The organism is Micromonospora sp. CB01531 (genome assembly GCF_001905095.1).
Taxonomy (GTDB): domain Bacteria; phylum Actinomycetota; class Actinomycetes; order Mycobacteriales; family Micromonosporaceae; genus Micromonospora.
The window spans coordinates 51,832-73,922 of sequence record NZ_LWLS01000076.1; the positions used below are offsets into that span (position 1 = coordinate 51,832).

15 protein-coding genes are annotated in these 22,091 nt (G+C 72.5%); 9 read left to right on the forward strand and 6 right to left on the reverse strand.

Going from position 1 to position 22,091, the window contains the following annotated elements; all coding sequences use genetic code 11:
• Positions 1-17 precede the first annotated feature (17 nt).
• The 3 genes from A6A27_RS22165 to A6A27_RS22175 are packed head-to-tail and all read left to right on the forward strand — an operon-like array spanning position 18 to position 4,290.
• Positions 18-2,219, forward strand: coding sequence for an ArnT family glycosyltransferase (locus A6A27_RS22165; RefSeq protein WP_073836565.1), 2,202 nt, complete (start codon positions 18-20; stop codon positions 2,217-2,219).
• A gap of 2 nt (positions 2,220-2,221) precedes the next feature.
• Positions 2,222-3,451 (forward strand): glycosyltransferase, encoded by a 1,230-nt coding sequence (locus A6A27_RS22170; protein ID WP_073836566.1) that lies wholly within the window; start codon positions 2,222-2,224, stop codon positions 3,449-3,451.
• A 32-nt stretch (positions 3,452-3,483) separates the two neighbouring features.
• Positions 3,484-4,290 (forward strand): helix-turn-helix domain-containing protein, encoded by an 807-nt coding sequence (locus tag A6A27_RS22175; RefSeq protein WP_073836567.1) that lies wholly within the window; start codon positions 3,484-3,486, stop codon positions 4,288-4,290.
• Positions 4,291-4,318: 28 nt separating this feature from the next.
• Here the strand turns inward: A6A27_RS22175 and A6A27_RS22180 are convergent, their stop codons facing one another.
• The gene (locus tag A6A27_RS22180; RefSeq protein WP_073836568.1) at positions 4,319-4,717 is read right to left on the reverse strand and encodes a VOC family protein; all 399 of its coding nucleotides are present in this window, start codon (positions 4,715-4,717) and stop codon (positions 4,319-4,321) included.
• Positions 4,718-4,894: 177 nt separating this feature from the next.
• Between A6A27_RS22180 and A6A27_RS45100 the strand changes: the two genes are divergently transcribed.
• From A6A27_RS45100 to A6A27_RS22195, 4 genes are all read left to right on the forward strand, one after another.
• On the forward strand, positions 4,895-5,044 hold the full coding sequence (locus tag A6A27_RS45100; protein ID WP_167666652.1) for a hypothetical protein: 150 nt from the start codon (positions 4,895-4,897) through the stop codon (positions 5,042-5,044).
• A 5-nt stretch (positions 5,045-5,049) separates the two neighbouring features.
• The gene (locus A6A27_RS22185; RefSeq protein ID WP_143194107.1) at positions 5,050-6,465 is read left to right on the forward strand and encodes a class I SAM-dependent methyltransferase; all 1,416 of its coding nucleotides are present in this window, start codon (positions 5,050-5,052) and stop codon (positions 6,463-6,465) included.
• Positions 6,458-8,500 (forward strand): sulfatase-like hydrolase/transferase, encoded by a 2,043-nt coding sequence (locus A6A27_RS22190; RefSeq protein ID WP_073836570.1) that lies wholly within the window; start codon positions 6,458-6,460, stop codon positions 8,498-8,500. The genes A6A27_RS22185 and A6A27_RS22190 overlap by 8 nt, the downstream gene beginning before the upstream one ends.
• Before the next feature lie 197 nt (positions 8,501-8,697).
• Positions 8,698-9,981, forward strand: a complete 1,284-nt coding sequence (locus A6A27_RS22195; protein WP_073836571.1) for a citrate synthase — start codon at positions 8,698-8,700, stop codon at positions 9,979-9,981.
• A gap of 70 nt (positions 9,982-10,051) precedes the next feature.
• Here the strand turns inward: A6A27_RS22195 and A6A27_RS22200 are convergent, their stop codons facing one another.
• The 5 genes from A6A27_RS22200 to A6A27_RS22220 form a co-directional block, all read right to left on the reverse strand.
• Positions 10,052-12,874: a M14 family zinc carboxypeptidase gene (locus A6A27_RS22200; protein WP_073836572.1), complete on the reverse strand. Its 2,823-nt coding sequence runs from the start codon at positions 12,872-12,874 to the stop codon at positions 10,052-10,054.
• A gap of 99 nt (positions 12,875-12,973) precedes the next feature.
• On the reverse strand, positions 12,974-13,681 hold the full coding sequence (locus tag A6A27_RS22205; RefSeq protein ID WP_143194108.1) for a fasciclin domain-containing protein: 708 nt from the start codon (positions 13,679-13,681) through the stop codon (positions 12,974-12,976).
• A 75-nt stretch (positions 13,682-13,756) separates the two neighbouring features.
• Positions 13,757-15,853, reverse strand: coding sequence for a M14 family zinc carboxypeptidase (locus tag A6A27_RS22210; protein ID WP_073836574.1), 2,097 nt, complete (start codon positions 15,851-15,853; stop codon positions 13,757-13,759).
• A 123-nt stretch (positions 15,854-15,976) separates the two neighbouring features.
• The gene (locus A6A27_RS22215; RefSeq protein ID WP_073836575.1) at positions 15,977-16,633 is read right to left on the reverse strand and encodes a response regulator transcription factor; all 657 of its coding nucleotides are present in this window, start codon (positions 16,631-16,633) and stop codon (positions 15,977-15,979) included.
• A 169-nt stretch (positions 16,634-16,802) separates the two neighbouring features.
• Positions 16,803-18,200: a glycosyltransferase family 4 protein gene (locus A6A27_RS22220; RefSeq protein WP_073836576.1), complete on the reverse strand. Its 1,398-nt coding sequence runs from the start codon at positions 18,198-18,200 to the stop codon at positions 16,803-16,805.
• A gap of 320 nt (positions 18,201-18,520) precedes the next feature.
• Between A6A27_RS22220 and glgX the strand changes: the two genes are divergently transcribed.
• Together glgX and A6A27_RS22230 are read left to right on the forward strand one after the other, a co-directional pair.
• Complete coding sequence (gene glgX, locus A6A27_RS22225) at positions 18,521-20,641, forward strand: glycogen debranching protein GlgX (protein WP_073836577.1); 2,121 nt, start codon at positions 18,521-18,523, stop codon at positions 20,639-20,641.
• A 183-nt stretch (positions 20,642-20,824) separates the two neighbouring features.
• Positions 20,825-21,952 carry an RNA-guided endonuclease InsQ/TnpB family protein gene (locus tag A6A27_RS22230; RefSeq protein ID WP_073836578.1) on the forward strand — a complete coding sequence of 376 codons (1,128 nt, stop codon included), beginning with the start codon at positions 20,825-20,827 and terminating at the stop codon, positions 21,950-21,952.
• Positions 21,953-22,091: the final 139 nt, after the last annotated feature.

Genomic DNA, 22,091 nt, shown 5'->3' on the forward strand with positions numbered 1-22,091 from the left:
ACCGGAGGCTGGCCGGCATGGACAGAACAGAGAGTCTGCTGACCGCGCCCGCGAGCGGGTCGACCGCGACCGAGCCGCCCCCTGCGCCCGCCCCGGAACCGGGTCCCACGGTGGCGGCACCCGAGCCGCCCCGCCGCGACCCGCGCTGGGCGAGACCGGCCCTGATCGGGCTGCTGCTGGCCACCGCCGTGCTCTATGTGTGGGGGCTCGGCACCTCCGGCTGGGGCAACGCGTTCTACTCGGCGGCCGTGCAGGCCGGCTCGGAGAGCTGGACGGCGTTCTTCTACGGCTCATCCGACGCGGCCAACTCGATCACCGTCGACAAGACCCCCGCCGCACTGTGGCTGATGGCGCTTTCCGTCCGGGTCTTCGGGCTCAGCAGCTGGTCGATCCTGGTGCCGCAGGCGCTGCTCGGGGTGGCCACGGTCGGCATGCTGTACGCGGCCGTCCGCCGCTGGTACGGCCCGGCCGCCGGTCTGCTCGCCGGCGCGGTGCTCGCGGTCACCCCGGTGTCCACCCTGATGTTCCGGTTCAACAACCCGGACGCGCTGCTGGTGTTCCTGCTGGTCGCCGCCGCGTACGCCACGGTGCGCGCGGTCGAGACGGCGAGCACCCGGTGGATCGTACTGACCGGCGTGCTGGTCGGCCTCGGCTTCCTCACCAAGATGCTCCAGGCGTTCCTGGTGATCCCGGTCTTCGCCGGCGTCTACCTGCTCGCCGCGCCGACCGGCGTCGGGCGCCGGATCCGTCAGCTGCTCCTGTCCGGGCTCGCCGTGGTGGTCTCCGCCGGCTGGTGGGTGGCCGTGGTGGAGCTGGTGCCGGCGAGCGCCCGCCCGTACATCGGCGGGTCGCAGCACAACAGCATCCTGGAGCTGACCCTCGGCTACAACGGTCTGGGCCGGATCACCGGCGACGAGGAGGGCAGCGTCGGCCCCGGCCGGATGGGCGGCGGTGGCGGGGGACCGTTCTCCGGCCAGACCGGCTGGCTGCGGATGTTCGACACCGAGGTCGGCGGGCAGATCTCCTGGCTGCTGCCGGCCGCGCTGATCCTGCTGGTCGCCGGCCTGGTGCTGGCCGGCCGGGCGGCGCGGACCGACCGGACCCGGGGCGGCCTGCTGCTCTGGGGCGGCTGGCTGCTGGTGACCGGGCTGATCTTCAGCTTCATGTCCGGGATCTTCCACGCGTACTACACGGTGGCCCTGGCCCCCGCGGTCGGCGCCCTGGTCGGCATCGGCGCGGTCCTGCTGTGGCGGGCCCGGGCCACCCCGGGCCGATGGCGGTCCCGCGCGGCGGCCGCCACGCTCGCGGTCACCCTGGCGGTCACCGCCTGGTGGTCGTGGCGCCTGCTGGGCCGCAGCGCCGACTGGTATCCGTGGCTGCCCACCGCCGTGCTGGTGGTCGGCCTGGCCGCCGCCGTCCTGCTGCTCCTGGTCGGCAGGCTGCCCCGCCGGGTGGCCCCGGTGGTGCTGGTGCTCGGCGCGGTGGCCGCCGTCGCCGGTCCGGCCGGGTACGCGCTGCAGACCGCCGCGACGCCGCACACCGGCTCGATCCCCAGCGCCGGCCCGTTCACGCAGGGCGGCTTCGGCCAGGGGCGCGGCGGGTTCCCCGGCGGCCGGATGCCGGCCGGCATGGAGTTCCCCGGCGGCCCGGACGGCGGCACGGCGCAGGACGGCCGGTTCCCCGGTTCCCGCGGCGGCCTTCTCCCCGGTCTCCCCGGCCAGCCCGGCGGCACCGGCCAGCCCGGCGGCACCGGCCAGCCCGGCGGGGCCGGCCAGCCCGGCACGGGGCAGTTGCCCGGCGGCGCGTTCCCGGGGGGCGACGGGCGGTCGCAGCGGAACGGCGGCGGCATGGGCCGGCTGCTCGACGCCCGCGAGCCGAGCGCGGAGATGACCGCGCTGCTGATGGCCGACGCCGATCGGTACACCTGGGTGGCCGCCACCGTCGGCTCGAACAACGCCTCGGGCTACCAGCTCGCCACCCGCAGGCCGGTGATGCCGATCGGCGGCTTCAACGGCAGCGACCCGTCCCCGACCCTGGCGCAGTTCCAGCAGTACGTGGCCGCCGGGAAGATCCACTACTTCATCGGCGGCGGCGGGTTCCGGGCCAACGGCGGCAGCACCGCGTCCCAGGAGATCGCCCGCTGGGTCGCCGAGCACTTCACCGCCAAGACCGTCGACGGCATCACCGTGTACGACCTGAGCAACGGAAAGCAGGGCTGACCATGACCTGGACGAGCCAACCCCGGGCCGCGGTGCAGGCCCGCCCGACGACGCCGACGGCCGTGCTGGACGTGGTGGTCCCCGTCTACAACGAGGAGACCGACCTCGGGCCCTGCGTCCGGCGGCTGCACGCCCACCTCACCACGCACTTCCCGTACCCGTTCCGGATCACGGTGGCCGACAACGCCAGTGCCGACGGCACCCTCGCGGTGGCCGAGACGCTCGCCGCGGAGCTGCCCGAGGTGAGCGTGCTGCACCTCGACGCCAAGGGGCGGGGCCGGGCGCTGCGGGCGGCCTGGTCCGCCTCCCCGGCGCCGGTGCTGGCGTACCTGGACGTGGACCTCTCCACCGACCTGGCGGCGCTGCTGCCGCTGGTGGCGCCGCTCATCTCCGGCCACTCGGACCTGGCCATCGGCACCCGGCTGGCCCGGACCAGCCGGGTGGTCCGGGGCACCAAGCGGGAGATCATCTCCCGCGGCTACAACCTGCTGCTGCGCGGCACCCTCGCGGCGCGCTTCTCCGACGCGCAGTGCGGGTTCAAGGCGATTCGCGCCGACGTGGCCGCCCGGCTGCTGCCGCTGGTCCAGGACACCGGCTGGTTCTTCGACACTGAGCTGCTGGTCCTGGCGCAGCGTGCCGGGTTGCGCATCCACGAGGTGCCGGTGGACTGGGTGGACGACCCGGACAGCCGGGTGGACATCGTGCCCACCGCGTTGGCCGACCTGCGCGGCATCGGACGCCTGGGCCGGGCCCTGGTCACCGGCGCGCTGCCCCTGGCGGAGCTGCGCGAGCAGCTCGGGCGGGCGCCCCTGCACCCGCCGCCGGCGCAGGTGCCCGTCGGGCTGCCCCGGCAGCTGGTCCGGTTCGCCGCGGTCGGGGTGGCCAGCACGCTCGCGTACCTGCTGCTGTTCGTGCTGGCCCGGGGGCCGCTCGGAGCGCAGCCGGCGAACCTGCTGGCGCTGCTGCTCACCGCAGTGGCCAACACGGCCGCCAACCGGCGGCTCACCTTCGGCGTCACGGGCCGCCGCGACGCCGGCCGGCACCACCTCCAGGGGCTGCTCGCCTTCGCCCTGGGCCTGGCCCTGACCAGCGGCTCCCTGGCCATGCTGCACACCGCCACGGCAGCCCCGCCCCGAACGCTCGAACTGGCTGTGCTCGTCGCCGCGAACCTCGCCGCCACCGCCCTGCGCTTCATCCTGCTCCGCCTCGCCATGCACCACCGCCGGCCCTGACCGCCCACGGGGTGGCGTGGCAGGGTGGCGGGATGTATCGGGAACGGCCAGCGGCGGGGATTGGTGGGGCGGTGGTGTGGGAGAGCGTCGTGGTGGGCGCGGCCCCGGCCCGGGTGCTGCCCGACGGGTGCCTGGACCTGCTCTGGTCCAGCCGTGCCGGGCTGCTGGTCGCCGGTCCTGATCGGACCGCCCACCTCTCCGTCAGCGCGCCGGGCGAGCGGTGGGTCGGGCTGCGGCTGCCGCCCGGCACAGGTCCGGCCGTCGTCGGTGTCCCCGCAGACGAGCTGCGGGACCGCCGCGCCCCGCTGACCGACCTGTGGGGCCGGGCGGCCGCCGAGCTGGCCGACCGGCTGGCGGTGGCCGCCGAGGCGCGGCCTCCGGGGCCATCCGCCGGCGCTGTGGGCGCCGGGCCGGCCGTCTCCCTAGGCGCGCCGGCCGATGTGGTGGCGCCCGCGTGGCCGGGCCGGGCCGCGCCGGTCGGCGCGGTGCTGGAGGCGGTCGCGGTGGCACGGCTGCGCGCCGCCGGCGGGCCCGACCCGCTCGGGGCGTGGGTCGCCGCCCGGCTCGCGGCCGGCGCCACCGTGGCGGCCACCGCCGCCAAGGTCGGCCTCGGCGCGCGGGCCCTGCACCGGCGCAGCCAGGCCCTCTTCGGATACGGCCCGAAGACCCTCGCCCGCATCCTGCGGATGCGCCGCGCCCTCGACCTGGCCCGTGCCGGCACCCCGCTGGCCGAGGCCGCCGCCCGGGCCGGGTACGCCGACCAGGCCCACCTCACCCGCGAGGTGAAGGATCTCGCCGGGGTACCCCCGACCCACCTGCTGCCGGCCCGCCGCGGCTGACCGGTCGCCGCCGGACGAGCGCCCGGGGTCAGGCTCCGTCGAGCGGGGCGAACAGGTCCACGCCGTTGCCGTCCGGGTCGTGCAGGACCGCGTACCGCTGGCCCCAGAAGGCGTCCCAGGGCGGCAGGTGGCCGTGGTGGCCGGCGGCGGTCAGCTCCGCGTACCAGCGGTCGACCTCGGCGGGGTCGGCGCAGCGGAAGGCCAGGTTCATCCGGGGACTGCCGGTGGCCGGCGTGTAGCCCGGGTTGAAGGTGCGCACCATCTCGACCGCGTCCCAGGCCAGCCGGACGCCGTTGTCCAGGGTGATCTCCACGTGCGGTTCCCGCTCCGCGCCGGGCGGGATCGCCAGCCCCAGCCGGCGGTAGAAGTCGAGGGTGCGGCCCATGTCGGTGACGGCCATGCCGATCAGATCGAAGTGCGGTGTCATGGCCGCCACGGTAGGGGCGGGCGGGCCGGGGCGTCTTGAACGGAACGGACGTGGGTGGAGTGGCGGGTGTGCCCGACACGGACCGCCGCGGCGGCGTACGGTGAAGGACAAGTCCGGCTTAAAGGCCGAAAGCCCCTATATCGGGCCGGCCTCCATCAACAGGGGAAGGGGGCAGCCGTGACGCACCTGGCCTACCTGGATGCGGGATCCGGCAGCCTGATCGTGCAGGCGGTGGTCGGAGGGGTGGCCGGCGCGGCGGTGGCCGCCAAGCTCTACTGGCGACGGTTGGTGGCCCGGTTCCGCCGGCAGCCCACCGACCGGAGCTGACCGGCGTGGCCTTCTTCGACACCGGCGTCCAGGCCGAGCCCGGCTCCTTCCGCGACCCTGGCAACCGGGTCTTCCACCGCCACGGCGAGGTGCTGCGCGGGCTCGACGAGCGGTCCGCCCGCGACTGGCGGGCCCTGGCCGCCGCCGACTTCTTCCGCGACCTGCTCGCCGCCGGCAAGGTCTGCGGCACCGAGGAGCTGACCCCGGCCCCGGTTGACCTGCCCTGGGCGGCGGTGCTCCGGCACGAGCGCATCCCGTTCGTCTCCCACCCGTACGAGTGGACGTACGGCATGCTGCGCGACGCCGCCCTGCTGCACCTGGACGTCCTGCGGATGGCGCTGGCCGACGGCTTCACCACCAAGGACGGCTCGGCGTACAACCTCCAGTGGCGGGGCGCCACGCCGGTCTTCATCGACGTCGGCTCGTTCGAGCCGGCCCGCGACGGGGAGCCCTGGGCCGGGTACCGGCAGTTCTGCCAGACCCTGCTCTATCCCATGCTGCTCCAGGCCCACCTCGGGGTCGACTTCCAGCCCTGGCTGCGGGCCCGGATCGACGGCATCGAGCCGGACCAGATTCGGCGGCTCTTCGGCGGCACCCGACGCTGGCGGCCCGGGGTGCTCACCCACGTCCACCTGCACGGCGCGATGCAGGCCCGCAACGCCCGGGCCAGCACCGCCGACGTCCGCGCCCAGCTGCGGGCCGCCGGCTACTCGCGCGAGCTGGCCCTGGCGACCGTACGCGGGCTGGAGAAGCTGGTCCGGCGGCTGGACCACCGGCCGGGGGAGAGCTACTGGTCGGACTACCAGCGCACCTGCGCGTACTCGGTGCCGGACCGGCAGGCCAAGGAGGAGTTCGTCGACCGGGCGGCGACCGCCACCGCACCCGGGCTCGTGCTCGACCTGGGCGCCAACGACGGCCGGTACGCCCGGATCGCCGCCCGGCAGGCCGGCTACGTGGTCGCGGTCGAGCAGGACGCGGCGGTGGCCGACGCGCTCTACCGCGCCCTGCGGGCGGCGGGGGAGCAGCGCGTCCTGCCGCTGGTGATGGACCTGGCCGACCCGTCGCCCGGCGGGGGCTGGCGCGGCGTCGAACGGGCCGCCTTCGGCGACCGGGCACGCGCCGACCTGGTGCTCGCGCTGGCGGTGGTGCACCACCTGGCGATCGGCCGGAACGTGCCGCTGGCCGAGGTGCTGGACCAGTTCGTCGCACTGACCGCACCCGGCGGCAGCCTGGTCGTGGAGTTCGTCCACCCCGAGGACCCGATGGCGCGCCGGCTGCTGGCCAACAAGCCCGACGGGCTCTTCCCCGACTACCGGCGGGAGGCGTTCGAGCCGCTGCTCGCGGCGCGCGGCCGGATCGTCCGCCAGGCCGAGCTGCCGTCCGGCACCCGCACGCTCTACCAGGTGGTGGTACATGGCTGACACCCTCGCGCCGCCCGAGGTACGCCCGGTCGCGCCGGCACCCTCCGGCGGCCGGCGGGTCTGGCGGAGCGAACTGGGCCGGCTGCTGGAGGTGACGGCACTGGTCGGACTGGTGGTCACCCAACCGCTGCTGGACGTGCTGGGGCGCAGCCCCGACTTCTTCCTGTTCCACCGCGCCTCCCCGGCCGACGTCCTGCTCCTGGTGGCCCTGATCGCGATCGCGCCGACCGTGCCGGTAGCCCTGTTCGGCGCGGTCAGCCTGTGCGCCGGGCGGGTCACCCGGGCGGTCGTGCACACCCTCGTGGTGGGGCTGCTGCTGGCCGCGCTCGCCGTCCAGGTCGGGCGGCACACCACGCCGCTGCGGGGCGTACCGCTGCTGCTGGCGGCGGCCGTGGCCGGCGCCGTCGGGGCGGCCGCGCACCGCCGCTGGCGGGCGCCGGAGCGGGTGCTGCGGCTGGCCGCCGTCGGGCCGGCGATCTTCGTCGGCCTCTTCCTCTTCGCCTCGCCGGCCTCGGCGGTGGTGCTGCCCCGCGGCCACGCCGGCGCCGCCGGGGTGGCCGGCGCGGGCGTCCACCCGCCGGTGGTCATGATCGTCCTGGACGAGCTGCCGCTGGTCTCGCTGCTCGGACCGGACGGGCGGATCGACGCCACCCGGTACCCGCACTTCGCCGAGCTGGCCGCCGGCTCGACCTGGTACCGCAACGCCACCGGCGTCAGCGGCTGGACGCCGTACGCGCTGCCGGCCATGCTGACCGGCCGCTACCCGGCCGAGCCGGTCGCCCCGCACTACTCGCAGTACCCGGACAACCTGTTCACCGCCCTCGGTGGCCTGTACGAGATCAAGGCGGAGGAGAGCATCACCCGGCTCTGCCCGCCCAGTCGCTGCGAGCAGGCGGCCGCGCCGCAGCAGGGCCTCGGCGTGCTGGTCCGGGAGAGCGGCAAACTGCTGCGGCAGGTCACCGCGCCGGTGGACATCCGGGTCGACCCCGAGACGTCGTACCGGGAGCTGACCCGGGCCGAGGCGGGGCTGGACGCGGCCGAGCCGGTCCCGGCGGACCCGAAGTTCCGCTGGGACGCCCTCAACGCCAACCAGCCGGCCCGCTTCACCAGCTTCCTCGCCGGGCTGCGCCCCTCGCCCCGGCCCACCCTGCACTTCCTGCACCTGCTGATGCCGCACGCGCCGTGGGCGTACCTGCCGTCCAGGGCCCGGTACGCCGCGCCCGAGGACCTGCCCAACGACGGCGCCGGCTGGGTGGACCTGGCCCGGCAGCGGCACCTGGCGCAGCTCGGCTACACGGACCGCCTGATCGGCGAGACGCTGCGGACGCTGCGCGCCTCCGGCCTCTACGACCAGGCCCTCGTCATGGTCACCGCCGACCACGGGGTGAGCTTCCTGCGCGACTGGCAGGGCCGGGGGATGGACGCCATCAACCACGCCGCCGACCAGGTCGCCTGGGTGCCGATGTTCGTCAAGGAGCCCGGCCAGCGGACCGGCCGGGTCGACGACCGGAACTGGCAGCACGTCGACCTGCTGCCCACCATCGCCGACGAGACCCACATCCGGATCCCCTGGCGGATGGACGGCCGCTCGGCGAAGCAGTCCCCGCGCGAGGGCGCCGACAAGCGCTTCTACGACCGGCCCGGGGAACCTGTGCCGATCACCGGCGGGGTGCCGTCTCCGCCCGCCACCCCCGCCCCGGATCCGCTGGTCGGCACCCGGCCCGGCAACCGACCCGCCGGCGGTACGGCCACCGTGGCGAACCTCGCCGCGTTCCGCGCCGTCGACCCGGCGAACGGCGACCTGCCCGCCCTGGTCTGGGGCACCCTGCCGGCCTCGGTGCCGAACGGGACGAAGCTCGCGGTGGCGGTCAACGGGACCATCGGCGCGGTGGTCCCGGTCGTCCCGCCCGACAAGGGTGGCCGGCGGTTCGCGGCGCTGCTGCCCGACGACCGGCTCTTCGCCGCCGGCACCAACCGCCTGGACATCTACCGGGTGGCCGCGGACGGCGCCCTGCGCCGGCTCACCCTGTCCTGACCGCGCCGCCATGTCCTTCCCACGCCCCGGCGCGCGGCCGCGTGGTCGCGCTTCCACGGGGTTTCCCAGCCGGCAAGTCGGGAATCGCGTGACGCATACCTCACCGTAGAACCATGACGAGCGGTGTCCTCCCGACCGTAAGTACGGTAAAAGCGAAGGCAATTCAACGAAGATCTTGCCGGCGAAGCGAGGAACACATGACGGAAGTCAAGCTCGACCACCCCGGTGGGCAGCTGTCGATGCCGGTGCAGTCCGCGGTCGAGGGCCCCGCCGGCATCCGGGTGGGCAATCTGCTCAAGGAAACCGGGATGACCACCTACGATCCCGGTTTCGTCAACACCGCGTCCTGCTCGTCCGCGATCACCTACATCGACGGTGACGCCGGCATTCTGCGGTACCGGGGCTACCCGATCGAGCAGCTGGCCGAGAACTCCTCCTTCCTGGAGGTCTCGTACCTGCTGATCTACGGTGAGCTGCCGACCCCGCAGCAGCTCACCGAATTCAGCGAACGGATCCGGCGGCACTCGCTGCTGCACGAGGAGATGCGCCGCTTCTTCGACGGGTTCCCGCGCGACGCGCACCCGATGGCCGTGCTCTCGTCGGCAGTCAGCGCCATCTCGACCTTCTACCAGGACAGCCTGGACCCGTTCGACTCCGAGCACGTGGAGATGTCCACGGTGCGGCTGATGGCGAAGGTCCCCACCATCGCCTCGTACGCCTACAAGAAGTCGATCGGCCAGCCGCTGCTGTACCCGGACAACTCGCTGGGCTACGTCGAGAACTTCCTGCGGATGACCTTCGGCGTGCCGGCCGAGCCGTACGAGGTCGACCCGGTGGTGGCCCGGGTGCTGGACATGCTCTTCATCCTGCACGCTGACCACGAGCAGAACTGCTCGACCTCGACCGTGCGCCTGGTCGGCTCCAGCAACGCCAACCTCTTCGCCTCGGTCTCGGCCGGCGTGAACGCCCTCTTCGGCCCGCTGCACGGCGGCGCCAACCAGGCCGTGCTGGAGATGCTCCAGCGGATCCAGGCCGACGGCGGCGACGTCCGTTCCTTCGTGCAGAAGGTGAAGGACAAGCAGGACGGCGTGAAGCTGATGGGCTTCGGCCACCGGGTCTACAAGAACTACGACCCGCGCGCCGCCATCGTGAAGAAGGCCGCCCAGGACGTGCTCGGCCGGATGGCCAAGCCGGACCCGCTGCTGGACCTCGCGGTGCAGCTCGAGGAGATCGCCCTCGCGGACGACTTCTTCGTCTCCCGCCGGCTCTACCCGAACGTGGACTTCTACACCGGTCTGATCTACAAGGCCATGGGCTTCCCGACCAAGATGTTCACGGTGCTCTTCGCCCTGGGCCGGCTGCCCGGCTGGATCGCCCAGTGGCGCGAGATGATCAACGACCCGGAGACCAAGATCGGTCGTCCGCGCCAGATCTACACCGGCTACCCGCAGCGGGACTACGTCCCCGTCGCGGAGCGCTGATTCCGGTCCTGACGGCGAAGGCCGCCGACCCCGTACGGGGTCGGCGGCCTTCGCCGTATCGGTTGGGGCGTCAGCCCACCAGGGAGCGCAGCGGGATCTGCGCGTCCCGGAGGGCGTTCACCAGCTCACGCAGGTACGGGTGCTCGTCGGCCTGCAGGCCGTCCCGGTTCGGGATCACCAGGTAGGCCGACCCGTTCGCCACGGAGACCCGGGCGGTGTCGGTGTACCGGGCGACGATCGCCGCGGCGCGGTCGCGGTCACCGGCCGCCACCTCGACGGTGATCGGCCGCCACTCGCCGCCCAGGTTCTCCTCCACCGGCGCCGCCGCGGCGGCGGCCCGGGCGGGGTCGACGCCGGTCGTGCGGCTCAGGGCGGCCCGGCTCGGCGCGGCGCCCGCGCCCGCCGGGTAGAGCAGCGCGTTGGCCACCAGGTGCTGTGCGTTCTCGGTGTACGCCCGGAAGAGCGGGTTGAACGCGAACAGCACCGCCCGGCCGGCGCCGGTCGGCTCGTCCACCAGCGCGACCGTCCCCTTCAGTGCGTCGCTGTGCACCGAGTAGCCGTTCGACCAGAAGGTGTCACCGGACGGGTAGCTGAGTACGTTGGTGCCGGTGCTGCTCGGGTTCAGGATCGAGTCTTCGTTGTTGAACGCGAAGTCCTCCGCCGGGCGGCCCAGCGCGACCGGGCTGCCGTGATCGACGTTGACCCGCAGTTGCGAGCCGGGCACCTGGTAGCCGGCCGGCTTCCCCTTCTCAGTCGTCGAGGTGAGGCCAGCGGCCCGGGCCATCCGGGTGCCCTCGTTCCGCAACCCGATGTAGGTGTGGCCCTGGGCGATCCAGTTCCGCAGGTTGGCCTGCCCGGCGGGGGTGAGCCCGCCGGTCGAACTGCTGCCGTCCGGCACGAGCAGCACGGTGCGCTGGGTGAACGCCGGGCTGTTGTCGTTGATGTCGGCGGTGGTCACCGGCTTGAGGTCGAGGCCCCACCGCTTGCCCAACAGGTACCGGGCCTCGCCGTGCGAGCCGGAGGTGGTGGAGATGCCGGTGCCCTGGAACAGCCCGACGTCCGGCAGGTCAACCGCGGTCCCGCTGGCCGCCGTGTCGTGCGGGCTCAGGGTCACCCCGAGCGACCGGGCCAGCTGGTCGAGCTCCGGGGTCAGGCTCTTCGCGGGGAAGCCGACCACGCTGGTCTCGAGGTCACGGACCAGCGGCACGCCCTGGCCGAGCAGCCGGAAGGTGAGTTCGGCCGCCGCCGCGGAGTCCAGCGGGTAGGCGTACGAACCCTTCGCCCCGGCCGCCGAGGGCTTGCCGCCGGAGATCTGCCGGACCAGCTGGGCCGGGGGCCGGACCTCGTCGCCGGTGTAGATGGTGTTCACGCCCATGAGCAGCGGGTTGCTCCAGGCAGACACGTCATAGAAGTAGGGGAACGGCACGTACGCGTCCTCGCCCATGATCGCCTGGATCCAGTGCTTCTGCGGCTGGTCCATCGGGATCCAGTACGCGCCCACGGGCACGGTGACGTCGGTCGCGGTGCGCCCGCCGGAGATCCGCGCGTTGGGCACCGTGGTCGGTTTGGTCACCTCGTACACCTCGACGTCCATCCGGCGCAGCCGCTCGACCAGCTGGCGCACGTCGCCGAGCTGGCGGTCGGGCAGCAGGAAGTACGACCGGATCTTGACGTCAGGCACCGGGAACTGGACGGTGTTGGTCGGCTGGACCACCTCGTTCGGCTCCAGCGTGCCGGCCCTACCCTGGGCGAGCGCGTCCGTCCAGATCTTGAAGTAGCCGGTCAGCACCTCGTGCTTGTTCGCGGCGGCCCAGCCGAGGGTCGACCACTGGGTGTGGAACTGCTGCTGGACCCGGTCGGCCACCGCCGACCCGCTGCCCTTCTCGAAGGTCATGCCGGCGGCACCGAAGCCGGCAGCCGGCACCGTGTCGCCGTACCCCATGAAGAACAGGTCGTACCTTGCGTAGTTGAAGTAGCACTCGGTGGTGACGGCCCCGCCGCAGGCGCCGTTGAACCCGAAGCTGGCCTTGTTGGCCTCGCCGATCCGGTTGATCCAGTCGACGTTCTCGCTGGAGATCTCGTGGTGGATCGGGTCGGCGTTCGGCGGGAAGAAGTACTGCTGACCGCCCATCTCGTGGGCGTCGATGAAGACCTGCGGCGGGTACTGCCGCAGGAGTTCAATCTTGCCGTCCGTCTCCTGCTGAGTCCGGGCGAACCAGTCCCGGTTCATGTCGAAGCCGTACTCGTTCTGCCGGCGGCTGGCGTCGCGGCCGTCCGGGTTCTGCGTCGGCACGATGACGGTGACCAGGTTGTCGTTGCGCTCCGCGACCGCGCAGGACAGGCCGGAGGCCAGCTCGTACAGGGTCTTCAGGGCGGCGTCGGTGCCGCTCTTCTCCCCGCCGTGCACGTTCGCGGTCACCCAGACGATGGCCGGGCGGTCGGTCGCGGTCTCGGCGGCCTTCTTCGCCGTGATGCCGCGCGGATCCCGCAGGTCGCGGATGTCCCGGGCGATCTGCTGCAGGGCGCCCTGCTGGACGTGCCGCTCGTTCGAGACGATGGCGTACGGCAGCGGCTGGCCGAGCCCGCTCGTCGCCATGACGCCGGTGACCACCCGGTCGGAGGCGTCGTCAACGGCCTTGAGGTAGCCGCGGACCTCGTCGTTGGTGACGACTCGCTGCTGGCCGGTGCCGAGCGGGAAGCCCAGCGCGGACTCCGGGCTGGGCACGGTGGACAGTCGGGCAGCGGGGTCGTTGCTGCAGGTGGGGGCGGTGGGGGCGGCGCCGGCCGGGGCGCCCCCGAGCAACGGCGTCAGGCCGGCCAGCAGGAGCAGCGTGGCGACGCCGGCTGTTCTCTTCGTGGGGACCGCCCCGGGCGGACGCTTCGACAGGCGCATCGGGATGCCTCTCTTCGCTGATTGGGGGTAGATCAACTGGGGTGGATTCGAAACCCTATGATCTGCGGTTTCGTGCGGTCAAGATGCCTCTGGTGCCGTTCAATGCGCCCGGTGGCCGCCGGGGCCGCCGGTGGTGGGCAGGTTGCCGAGCACCCGGTTAATGATGTGGATCCGCGCGTCGGCGGCCCGGTAGTCGGCGCACACGGTGTCGGCCTGGTCGGCCAGGCGCGCGCTCGCGCCGCCCCCGGTGACCGTGAGCTTGGTGCCGGCGAGCGTGGTGACCCCGCCGGCGGCCACCATGTCGGACAGCGACAGCGACCCGGCGACCAGGTGGTCGCGGAGCAGGCCGCGAAGCTTCTCCTTGTCGGTGATGAACAGTTGGTCCAGGTTGTCCTCGGAGAACTTGGCGGCGAAGGCGTCGTCCGTCGGGGCCAGGATGGTCACCCCCGACCCGCCGTGCAGGTCGTCGGCCAGCTCGGACGCCCGTACGGCCGCCTCGAAGGTGGTGAGCACGGGAAGCCACTGCAGCGCCGCCTCGGCCGGCTGACCGGCCAGGGCGGCCGGGTTGCCCGGCTCACTGCCGGTGGGCAGCAGGTCGCACAGGGGTCCGGTCACGGCTACGGCCGCCGGTGCGCCGGCCGCCGCGGGCCGCTCGGCGCCGGCGCCGGAGCAGGCCGTGCCGGTGAGCACCAGGGACAGGGCGGCCCCGGCGAGCGCCGCCATCCGTTGCCGGGGGTGGTGACGGCGGGCCGGCGACCGGAGCCGGGGGAGAGGTCGGGATGGCGGAGACAGGACGGGCTGGTCCACGGCGTTCTCCAGGTCCGGAACGGGTCGTACCGGCAGGCCCGGGAGGTCGGGCCTGCCGGTACGACGATCAACGGGTCAGAGGCTCGCGCACTGGTCGCTCTTCGGGCCCTCTACCGAGTTGCTCAGCCCGATGTTGACCGGTGCCTGGGTGTTGCCGCTGCACTGCAGCGGGCCCGTCACGGTGTTGGCCGCCACCAGCGGCGCCTCGCCGCGGTTGCCCGACACCTCGACCGGGCCGGTCACCTTCGCGTCGACGACCACCACCGGACCGCTGGTCTGCGCGATCCGGACCGGGCCGTCCACCGCGGTGTCGGTCAGGAAGACCCCGGCCGCGCCGCTGGCGTCCACCGGGCCGGTGATCGACGAGCCGGTCGCGATCAGCGTCCCGCCCGCCCGGACCCGGACCGGACCGGTCACCGTGGCGTCCCGCAGGCAGGTCACCCCGGAGACCACCAGTTGGCCGTTGTGCTTGCCGGTGACGGTCGGGTACACCCGCTCGCCGTCCACCAGCTTCTCGACGCCCTGCCCATCCAGCAGCAGCGGGATCAGCCCCCGCTCCGGCTGGGCCAGCGGGACCAGGTACCCGTCGGCGACCTTGACCACCTTGTGGCCGTGCGCGGCGAGGCGCTGGGCCACGGTGGTGCGCTGGCCGGCCGGGCCGTCGGTGCGCTCCCCGTTGTACTGCTCCTCGGTGAGCTTGTACGCGCACGGCACGTTGTCGAGAATCAGGTCGTCCCGCGGCGCGTCGAGCGGCGGCGGGGCCTCACCCGGGTGCGGCGCCGGGTGCGCCGGGATCGGACGGGAACCCCGGAAGACGATCCGGCCGGTGTTCGAGACCTGGAAGGTGATCGCGTCGGCCCGCGCCGTGGTGATCTCCTTCAGGTTCGCCCGGTGGTAGTCGAGGAACTGGTTGAAGGTCCACATCGCGGAGTACGTCTTGCGCCGCCGGTTGTTGGCCGTGTTGCCCTCGTCCGGCCGGGTGGTGCCACCGGAGCTGCGCAGCTCCAGGAGCGAGTTGACGACGTTCTTGAGGCCCAGCGTGTTGCGCAGGATCGTCTCCTCGCTCAGGCCCACGTTTCCGCCGCCGTTACACCCGTACGGGCACGGCCACCAGCCGTCCTTGGCGCCCTGGGTGTACATGTGGCCCTCGATCATGTGCTGCGACTCGTCGAAGATCGACTGGGCCACGTTCTGGTGCCGCGGCGGCAGCATCGGCAGGTCACCGGCGCTGGAGTTGCCGAACTCGTGCCCGTCGTAGCCGGCGATCGGGCGGTAGTCGCGCAGCATCTGCACCAGCGAGAAGGTCTCCGGCTGGCGGATCAGCGAGTAGTCGCGGTTCAGGTCCTGCCCGGTGGAGTTGCCCCGGGTGTTGGCCGCCCGCCCGTCACCGTTGATGGTCGGCACGATGAGGACGGTGGTGTGCGACAGCAGGTCGATCGTCCGGGCGTCGTTGCTGAAGGCCAGCTTCCGCGCCATGATCAGGCAGCCCTCGCGGTCACCGGGCTCGTTGCCGTGCACGTTGCAGTTGACCATCAGCGGCGAGGTCGCCGCCACGGCCTCCGGGGTGGCCGGCGGGGTGGGGTAGCCGATGACGAACATGTTGATCGGCCGGCCGAGCGCGGTCTTGCCGATCTCCGTGACTCGGACCCGGTCGCTCAGGTCGTCGATCGCCTTGGTGTACGCGTACTCCTCGACGTCGCTGGTGTACTGCGCGGCGAGGGTGGTCTCCCACTGGGTCCGCAGGTTCTCACCCGGCACGTTCGGTTCGCCCCACGGCGCCGACGTGGTGCCGGACACCGGCTCGGAGTACGGCTGCGCGGTGGTCCCGAAGCGGGCGCGCACCCGCCACTGGAACCGGGTGCCCGGGTTGAACCCCGCGTCGGCGAAGGTCGGCGAGGAGTTGTTGATCTGGCGGTTCGGCCGCCATACGCCGGTGATCACGGCGGGACCGGTGGCCGAGTTGTCGGCGGCGACCGGGGTGCGCTCGATCTGGTAGTCGGTGGCGCCGTCGACCGGCGTCCAGGCGAGGGTGGCGTAGCCGTCGCCCTGCGTGACGGTGAGGCCGTCTACCTGGTTAGGCTCGGCCGCGTATGCGGGCGTGGGCCCGGTGATCGCCGCAAGGCTGGCGGCGAGCAGGACGGAGAGGATCGCCGTCGTCCGTCTGTCTCTCATGGAAGCTCCAGAACAGGTGGGATGACACGTCCGGACAGCACACGCCAGTGACGCGCGCCACGGTCAGCGGTGCGGGATTTCTTGAGAATGATCTGAGGATTCGCCGCCCCGCGCCCCGGCGAGCTACCCCGACCGGAGCCGGTAGCCCACCCCGCGTACGGTCTCCACCAGGCCGGCGTCGTCGAGCTTGCCCCGCAGCGCCGCGACGTGGACGTCCAGGGTGTGCCCCGAGTTCCAGGTCGTCTGCCAGATGTCCATCAGCAGCCGGTCCCGGGGCACGACCGTGCCCGCCTGCCGGGCCAACGCCATCAGCAGCTCGAACTCCTTGCGGGTCAGGCTGACCTCCCGGTCGGAGAGCCAGACCCGCCGGGCATTCAGGTCGACCCGCAGGTCGCCCACCTCCAGCGTCGTCTCCACCCGGGCGGCGCGGGCCGTCCGGCGCATCACCGCCTCGATCCGGGCCTGCAGCTCCGCCATCGAGAACGGCTTCACGACGTAGTCGTCGGCGCCGGCCCGCAGCCCCGCCACCCGGTCCCGCTCCTCGGACCGGGCCGTCACCAGGATGATGGCGACGTCCTCATTGCGCCGGCGGATCTGCCGACACAACTCCAGGCCGTCCCGATCGGGCAGGTTGAGGTCGAGCAGGACGAGATCGACCGGCCCCGCGGCGGTCGCCTCCGACGCGGTGGTGGCCGCGATGACCACGTGGTTCCGCCGGCGCAGCGCCGCAGCCAACGCGGACGCGACTCGCAGGTCGTCCTCGACCATAAGCACCCGCACCGCGTCTCCTTGGACCTCGTCCCGACAGGTCCACGCGAGTCTGTCCGATGGCAGCGGCCGTGACCAGCCCGGACGGAAGATCGTGACCGCATGATGACGTGCCTCGACCCATCTCGGTGACCCCCGCCGTCGGGCGGGCGACCCACCGTCGCCCGCCCGCGGGTACGCCTCAGCGCAGCCCGGCAGCGGCCAGCAGGTTGCCCTCCGGCAGCGGCGGGAGCGCCCGACCGAGGGCCATCCGCTGCTCGGCCCGCTCGGCGGTGAACGCGGCGTCCCTGGCGATGGCCGCGGCGTACGCGGCGGCGGTGCGGGACGCGATCGCCGACCAGCCGTACTGCTCGTGGACCATGGTGCGGGCGCGGCGGGCGAGGGCCCGGGCATGCTCCCGGTCGGCGAGCAGCGCGTGCACCGCCTCGACCAGCCCGTCCGGGTCCTGCGGGGCGAAGGCCATCCCGGTCACGCCCGGCTCGACGATCTCGGCCAGCCCGCCGGTCCGCGCCACGGCGAGGGGTGCCCCGGCCGCCGCCCCCTCCAGGGCGACCATGCCGAACGGCTCGTAGATGCTCGGGACCGCGAAGCAGTCCGCGGCGGCCATCACCGCGGGCAGGTCGGTGCCGCCGAGGAAGCCCGGCATGCTCACGGTGTCACCCAGGCCGAGCCGGTGCACCTCGGCCGCCAGGGTCGCCCGGTACGGCCCGTCGCCGACGACCACGGCCCGCAGCCCGGGGTGCCGCTGGCGCAGCCGGGGCAGCCCGGCGAGCAGGTGCTGCACCCCCTTCTCGTAGACCAGCCGGCCGGCGAAGGTGACCAGCGGGCCGTCCCCGGCGAAGCGGGCCCGGGCGGCGGCGACCGCGGCCGCCGGCGCCTGCCAGCGCTGCGGCTCGACGCCGTTGGGCACCACGTCGACCCGCCCGACCGGCACGCCGAACAAGGCGGCCACCTCGTCGCGCATGTAGCCGGAGCAGACGATCACCCGGCCCGACTCGGCGGCCAGCCAATGCTCGACGCCGTGGATGGTGCGGTTCATCTCCTCGGGCAGCCAGCCCTGGTGCCGGCCGGCCTCCGTGGCGTGGATGGTGCTGACCAGCGGCACGTCCAGATGCTCGCGCAGGGTCATCGCGGTGTGCGCGACCAGCCAGTCATGGGCGTGGATGACGTCGTACCCGCCGGACTCGGCGGCGCGCAGCGCGGCCCGGGTGAGGGTGTGGTTGAACGCCATGGTCCAGGCCAGCAGGGAGTTGGTGGCGAGGGGGAAGGTGACCGGGTCCTCGGCGGCGCGGACGATCTGCACGCCGTCGGCGTACTCCTCCAGGGGTGCGCCCTCGGCGTGGCGGGTGACGACAGTGACCTCGTGTCCGGCGGCGGCGAGGGCGACGGAGAGGGCGTGTACGTGGCGGCCGAGACCGCCGACGAGCACCGGCGGGTACTCCCACGACAGCATCAGGATGCGGCGGGTCCGGGGCGGCACGCCGGGCTGCTGCGGGATGGTCGGGCGGGCGGTGCGGGTGGGTCGGTTCCGTGGTTCCGTCGCGGTGGCGGGCTGCTCGCCGACCCGCAGGATGGTCACATCAATCTCCGTCCAGGCATGGTGGTGCGCGCCGGCGACATTGGCGGCGTGGTGAGCGTGGTGAGGGTGGCCGAACGGCCGGGCGGATCGGCGCGGGCGCGCACGTCCGGATACCAGGAAACGGCATCTCGCGCGAACTTGCACCTGGAAAAGGGCGATCGTGATGGACAACACCTGAGGGCTCGGTCGATATCAGATAGGTGGATTCCGGCTACTGTCCGAACGGGTGGGTTGGCGGAACGTACGGCGGGGCACTAGGCGCGTGCGCACCGGCGGCCCGCCCGTCCGGTGCGCTCATGATCATGGGCCGAAGGAGCGACATGCAGGTCTGGCCGGGCGAGAGCTACCCCCTCGGCGCCACCTACGACGGGATGGGCACGAACTTCGCGATTTTCTCCGAGGTGGCGGAGAAGATCGAGCTCTGCCTGTTCGACGAGTGGGACACCGGCGCCGAGCGCCGGGTCGAGCTGCGCGAGGTCGACGCGTACGTCTGGCACGCGTACCTGCCGGGGATCGGGCCGGGGCAGCGCTACGGCTACCGGGTGCACGGGCCGTGGGACCCGGCCAACGGGGTCCGCGGCAACCCGCACAAGCTGCTCCTCGACCCGTACGCCAAGGCGGTCGACGGGGAGGTCGCCTGGGATCCGGCCGTCTACGACTACGAGCTGGGCGGCGACCCGGACCGGATGTCGGAGACCGACTCGGCCCCCTTCATGCCCAAGTCGGTGGTGGTGAACCCGTACTTCGACTGGGGCAACGACCGGCCGCCACGGACCCCATACCACCACTCCGTGATCTACGAGGCGCACGTGCGCGGGCTGACCATGCGCCACCCCGGCATCCCCGAGGAACTGCGCGGCACGTACGCGGCGATCGCGTCCCCGGTGATGATCGACTACTTCAAGCGGCTCGGGGTGACCGCGGTCGAGCTGATGCCGGTGCACCAGTTCGTGCACGACCACCGCCTGGCCGACCTGGGCCTGCGCAACTACTGGGGCTACAACACCATCGGCTTCTTCGCCCCGCACCACGGCTACTCCGCGCTCGGCGGCCGAGGCCAGCAGGTGCAGGAGTTCCGCGGCATGGTCAAGGCGCTGCACGCGGCCGGCATCGAGGTCATCCTCGACGTGGTCTACAACCACACCGCCGAGGGCAACCACCTCGGCCCGACCCTCAGCTTCAAGGGCGTCGACTGCGCCAGCTACTACCGGTTGAGCGAGGCGGACCGGCGCCAGTTCGTCGACTACACCGGCACCGGCAACAGCCTCAACGTGCGTAGCCCGCACTCGTTGCAGCTGATCATGGACTCGCTGCGCTACTGGGTCACCGAGATGCACGTCGACGGCTTCCGGTTCGATCTGGCCGCCACCCTGGCCCGCGAGTTCTACGCGGTCGACCGCCTGTCCACCTTCTTCGAGGTGGTGCAGCAGGACCCGGTGGTGAGCCGGGTGAAGCTGATCGCCGAACCGTGGGACGTCGGGCCCGGCGGCTATCAGGTGGGCAACTTCCCGCCGCAGTGGACCGAGTGGAACGGCAAGTACCGGGACACCGTGCGGGACTTCTGGCGCGGCGAGCCGGCCACCCTGGCCGAGTTCGCCTCCCGGATCTCCGGCTCCGCCGACCTCTACCAGGACGACGGCCGCCGGCCCTTCCACAGCATCAACTTCGTCACCTGCCACGACGGGTTCACCCTCACCGACCTGGTCTCGTACGACGACAAGCACAACGAGGCCAACGGGGAGGAGAACCGGGACGGTGAGAGCCACAACCGGTCCTGGAACTGCGGCGTCGAGGGAGCGACCGACGACCCGGCGGTGCTCGCCCTGCGGGCCCGGCAGCGGCGCAACTTCCTGGCCACCCTGATGCTCTCCCAGGGCGTGCCGATGATCGGCCACGGCGACGAGCTGGGCCGCACCCAGCACGGCAACAACAACGCCTACTGCCAGGACGGCGAGCTGGCGTGGGTGGACTGGGAACGGGCCGACGAGGAGCTGCTCGACTTCGTCCGGCGACTCACCGACTTCCGCAACCGGCACCAGGTGTTCCGCCGGCGCCGATTCTTCACCGGGCTGCCGGTGGGCGGCCGGGCCGCCGGTTCCGCCCTGCCCGACCTGGCCTGGTACACCCCCGACGGCAGGGAGATGACCGGCGAGGACTGGGGGAACGACTTCGGCCGCTCGGTGACCCTCTTCGTCAACGGCGACGGCATCCCGGAACGCGGCCAGTACGGCCAGCGCCACCGGGACGACTCCTTCCTGCTGCTGTTCAACGCGCACGACGCGCCGCTGGACTTCACGCTGCCCGGGGCCGAGTTCGGGCCGCGGTGGGAACTGGTGATCAGCACCGCGGACCCGGATCCGGAGCAGACCCTGCTGGTCGAGGCGGGCGGCACCGTCTGCGTGCCCGACCGCGCGCTGCTGGTGCTGCAGCGGACGGCCTGACCGGGCCCGCCGCCTTACCGACGGCCGGCGGGACACGACCCTGTCGATTTCCGTTCATCGTCGAGCCGGCCATCGGGTTTGCGGCGTGGGAACCCGGCCGTTTACGGCCGGGAGGACACGACGCTACCTCCTCTCGACGATCGTCTTACATGGACGGTTGGTAGGGTGTGAGGCGTGGGTGGGATGGTGAAGCGGGCGTACGGATACCGCTTTTATCCGTCTCCTGAACAGGCCGAGCAGTTGTCCCGGACGTTCGGGTGTGTGCGTCTGGTGTACAACCGGGCGTTGGAGGTGCGGACCCGGGCGTGGGCGGTGGACCGGCAGCGCACCACCTATGTGCAGTCGTCGGCGTGGCTGACCGAGTGGAAGCGCACCGATGAGTTGGCGTTTCTGAATGAGGTGTCGTCGGTGCCGTTGCAGCAGACGTTGCGGCATCTGCAGGCCGGGTTCGTGGCGTTCTGGGACAAGCGGTCCCGGTATCCGAGGTTCAAGTCCAAGCGCAAGTCGCGGGCGTCGGCCGAATACACCCGCTCCGCGTTCCGCTGGCGTGACGGGCAGCTCACGTTGGCGAAGATGAACACCCCGCTGCACATCGTCTGGTCGCGGCCCCTCCCCGAAGGGGCGGAACCCTCCATGGTCACCGTGTCCCGGGATGCCGCCGGCCGCTGGTTCGTGTCCCTGCTGGTGGAGGACCCGACCGTGAAGCCGCTGCCGCCGAATGCGGCGGAGGTTGGTGTGGACGCGGGCATCACCAGTCTGCTCACCCTGTCCCGCCCGATGCCTGGGGTGAGTGACGAGCTGGGCAAGGTGGCTAACCCGCGTTACGGGCAGGCCGACTGGCGGAAGCTGGCCAAGGCGCAGCGGAACCTGGCCCGCAAACGGGAGGGTTCCGCGAACCGGGCGAAGGCCCGGCTCACGGTGGCCCGGATTCATGCCCGTATCGCCGACCGGCGTCGGGACCATCTGCACAAGCTGACCACTCGACTCGTCCGTGAGACTCAAACGGTCGCGATCGAAGACCTCAGCGTGCGGAACATGCTCCGCAACCGCCGCCTCGCTCGTGTCATCTCCGACGCGGCCTGGGGCCAGTTCCGCAGCATGCTGGAGTACAAGGCCACCTGGTACGGGCGTGAGGTGATCCCCGTCGACCGATGGTTGCCCTCGTCCAAGACCTGCTCGGCCTGCGGCCGGATCAACACCACCCTCGCCCTCAACGTGCGCACCTGGACGTGCCCGGGTTGCGGGGTCGAGCATGATCGGGACATTAACGCTGCTAAGAACATTCTCGCCGCCGGGCTGGCGGAGAGGTAAAACGCCTGCGGAGCTGACGTAAGACCTCAAGGGAAGATCCTCCCGGAAAGGCAGTCGGCGATGAAATAGGAAACCTCACGGGCGACCGTGGGAATCCCGGCCTTTCAGGACTCCGTTGGGAAATCCGTAATAGCCGTCT

What these genes read in the sequence shown, in the direction of transcription:
- A6A27_RS22165 (WP_073836565.1), top strand. Translation starts at nt 18, where the DNA reads ATGGACAGAACAGAGAGTCTGCTGACCGCGCCCGCGAGCGGGTCGACC.
- A6A27_RS22170 (WP_073836566.1), top strand. Translation starts at nt 2,222, where the DNA reads ATGACCTGGACGAGCCAACCCCGGGCCGCGGTGCAGGCCCGCCCGACG.
- A6A27_RS22175 (WP_073836567.1), top strand. Translation starts at nt 3,484, where the DNA reads ATGTATCGGGAACGGCCAGCGGCGGGGATTGGTGGGGCGGTGGTGTGG.
- A6A27_RS22180 (WP_073836568.1), bottom strand. Translation starts at nt 4,717, where the DNA reads ATGACACCGCACTTCGATCTGATCGGCATGGCCGTCACCGACATGGGC.
- A6A27_RS22190 (WP_073836570.1), top strand. Translation starts at nt 6,458, where the DNA reads ATGGCTGACACCCTCGCGCCGCCCGAGGTACGCCCGGTCGCGCCGGCA.
- A6A27_RS22195 (WP_073836571.1), top strand. Translation starts at nt 8,698, where the DNA reads ATGACGGAAGTCAAGCTCGACCACCCCGGTGGGCAGCTGTCGATGCCG.
- A6A27_RS22200 (WP_073836572.1), bottom strand. Translation starts at nt 12,874, where the DNA reads ATGCGCCTGTCGAAGCGTCCGCCCGGGGCGGTCCCCACGAAGAGAACA.
- A6A27_RS22210 (WP_073836574.1), bottom strand. Translation starts at nt 15,853, where the DNA reads ATGAGAGACAGACGGACGACGGCGATCCTCTCCGTCCTGCTCGCCGCC.
- glgX (WP_073836577.1), top strand. Translation starts at nt 18,521, where the DNA reads ATGCAGGTCTGGCCGGGCGAGAGCTACCCCCTCGGCGCCACCTACGAC.
- A6A27_RS22230 (WP_073836578.1), top strand. Translation starts at nt 20,825, where the DNA reads ATGGTGAAGCGGGCGTACGGATACCGCTTTTATCCGTCTCCTGAACAG.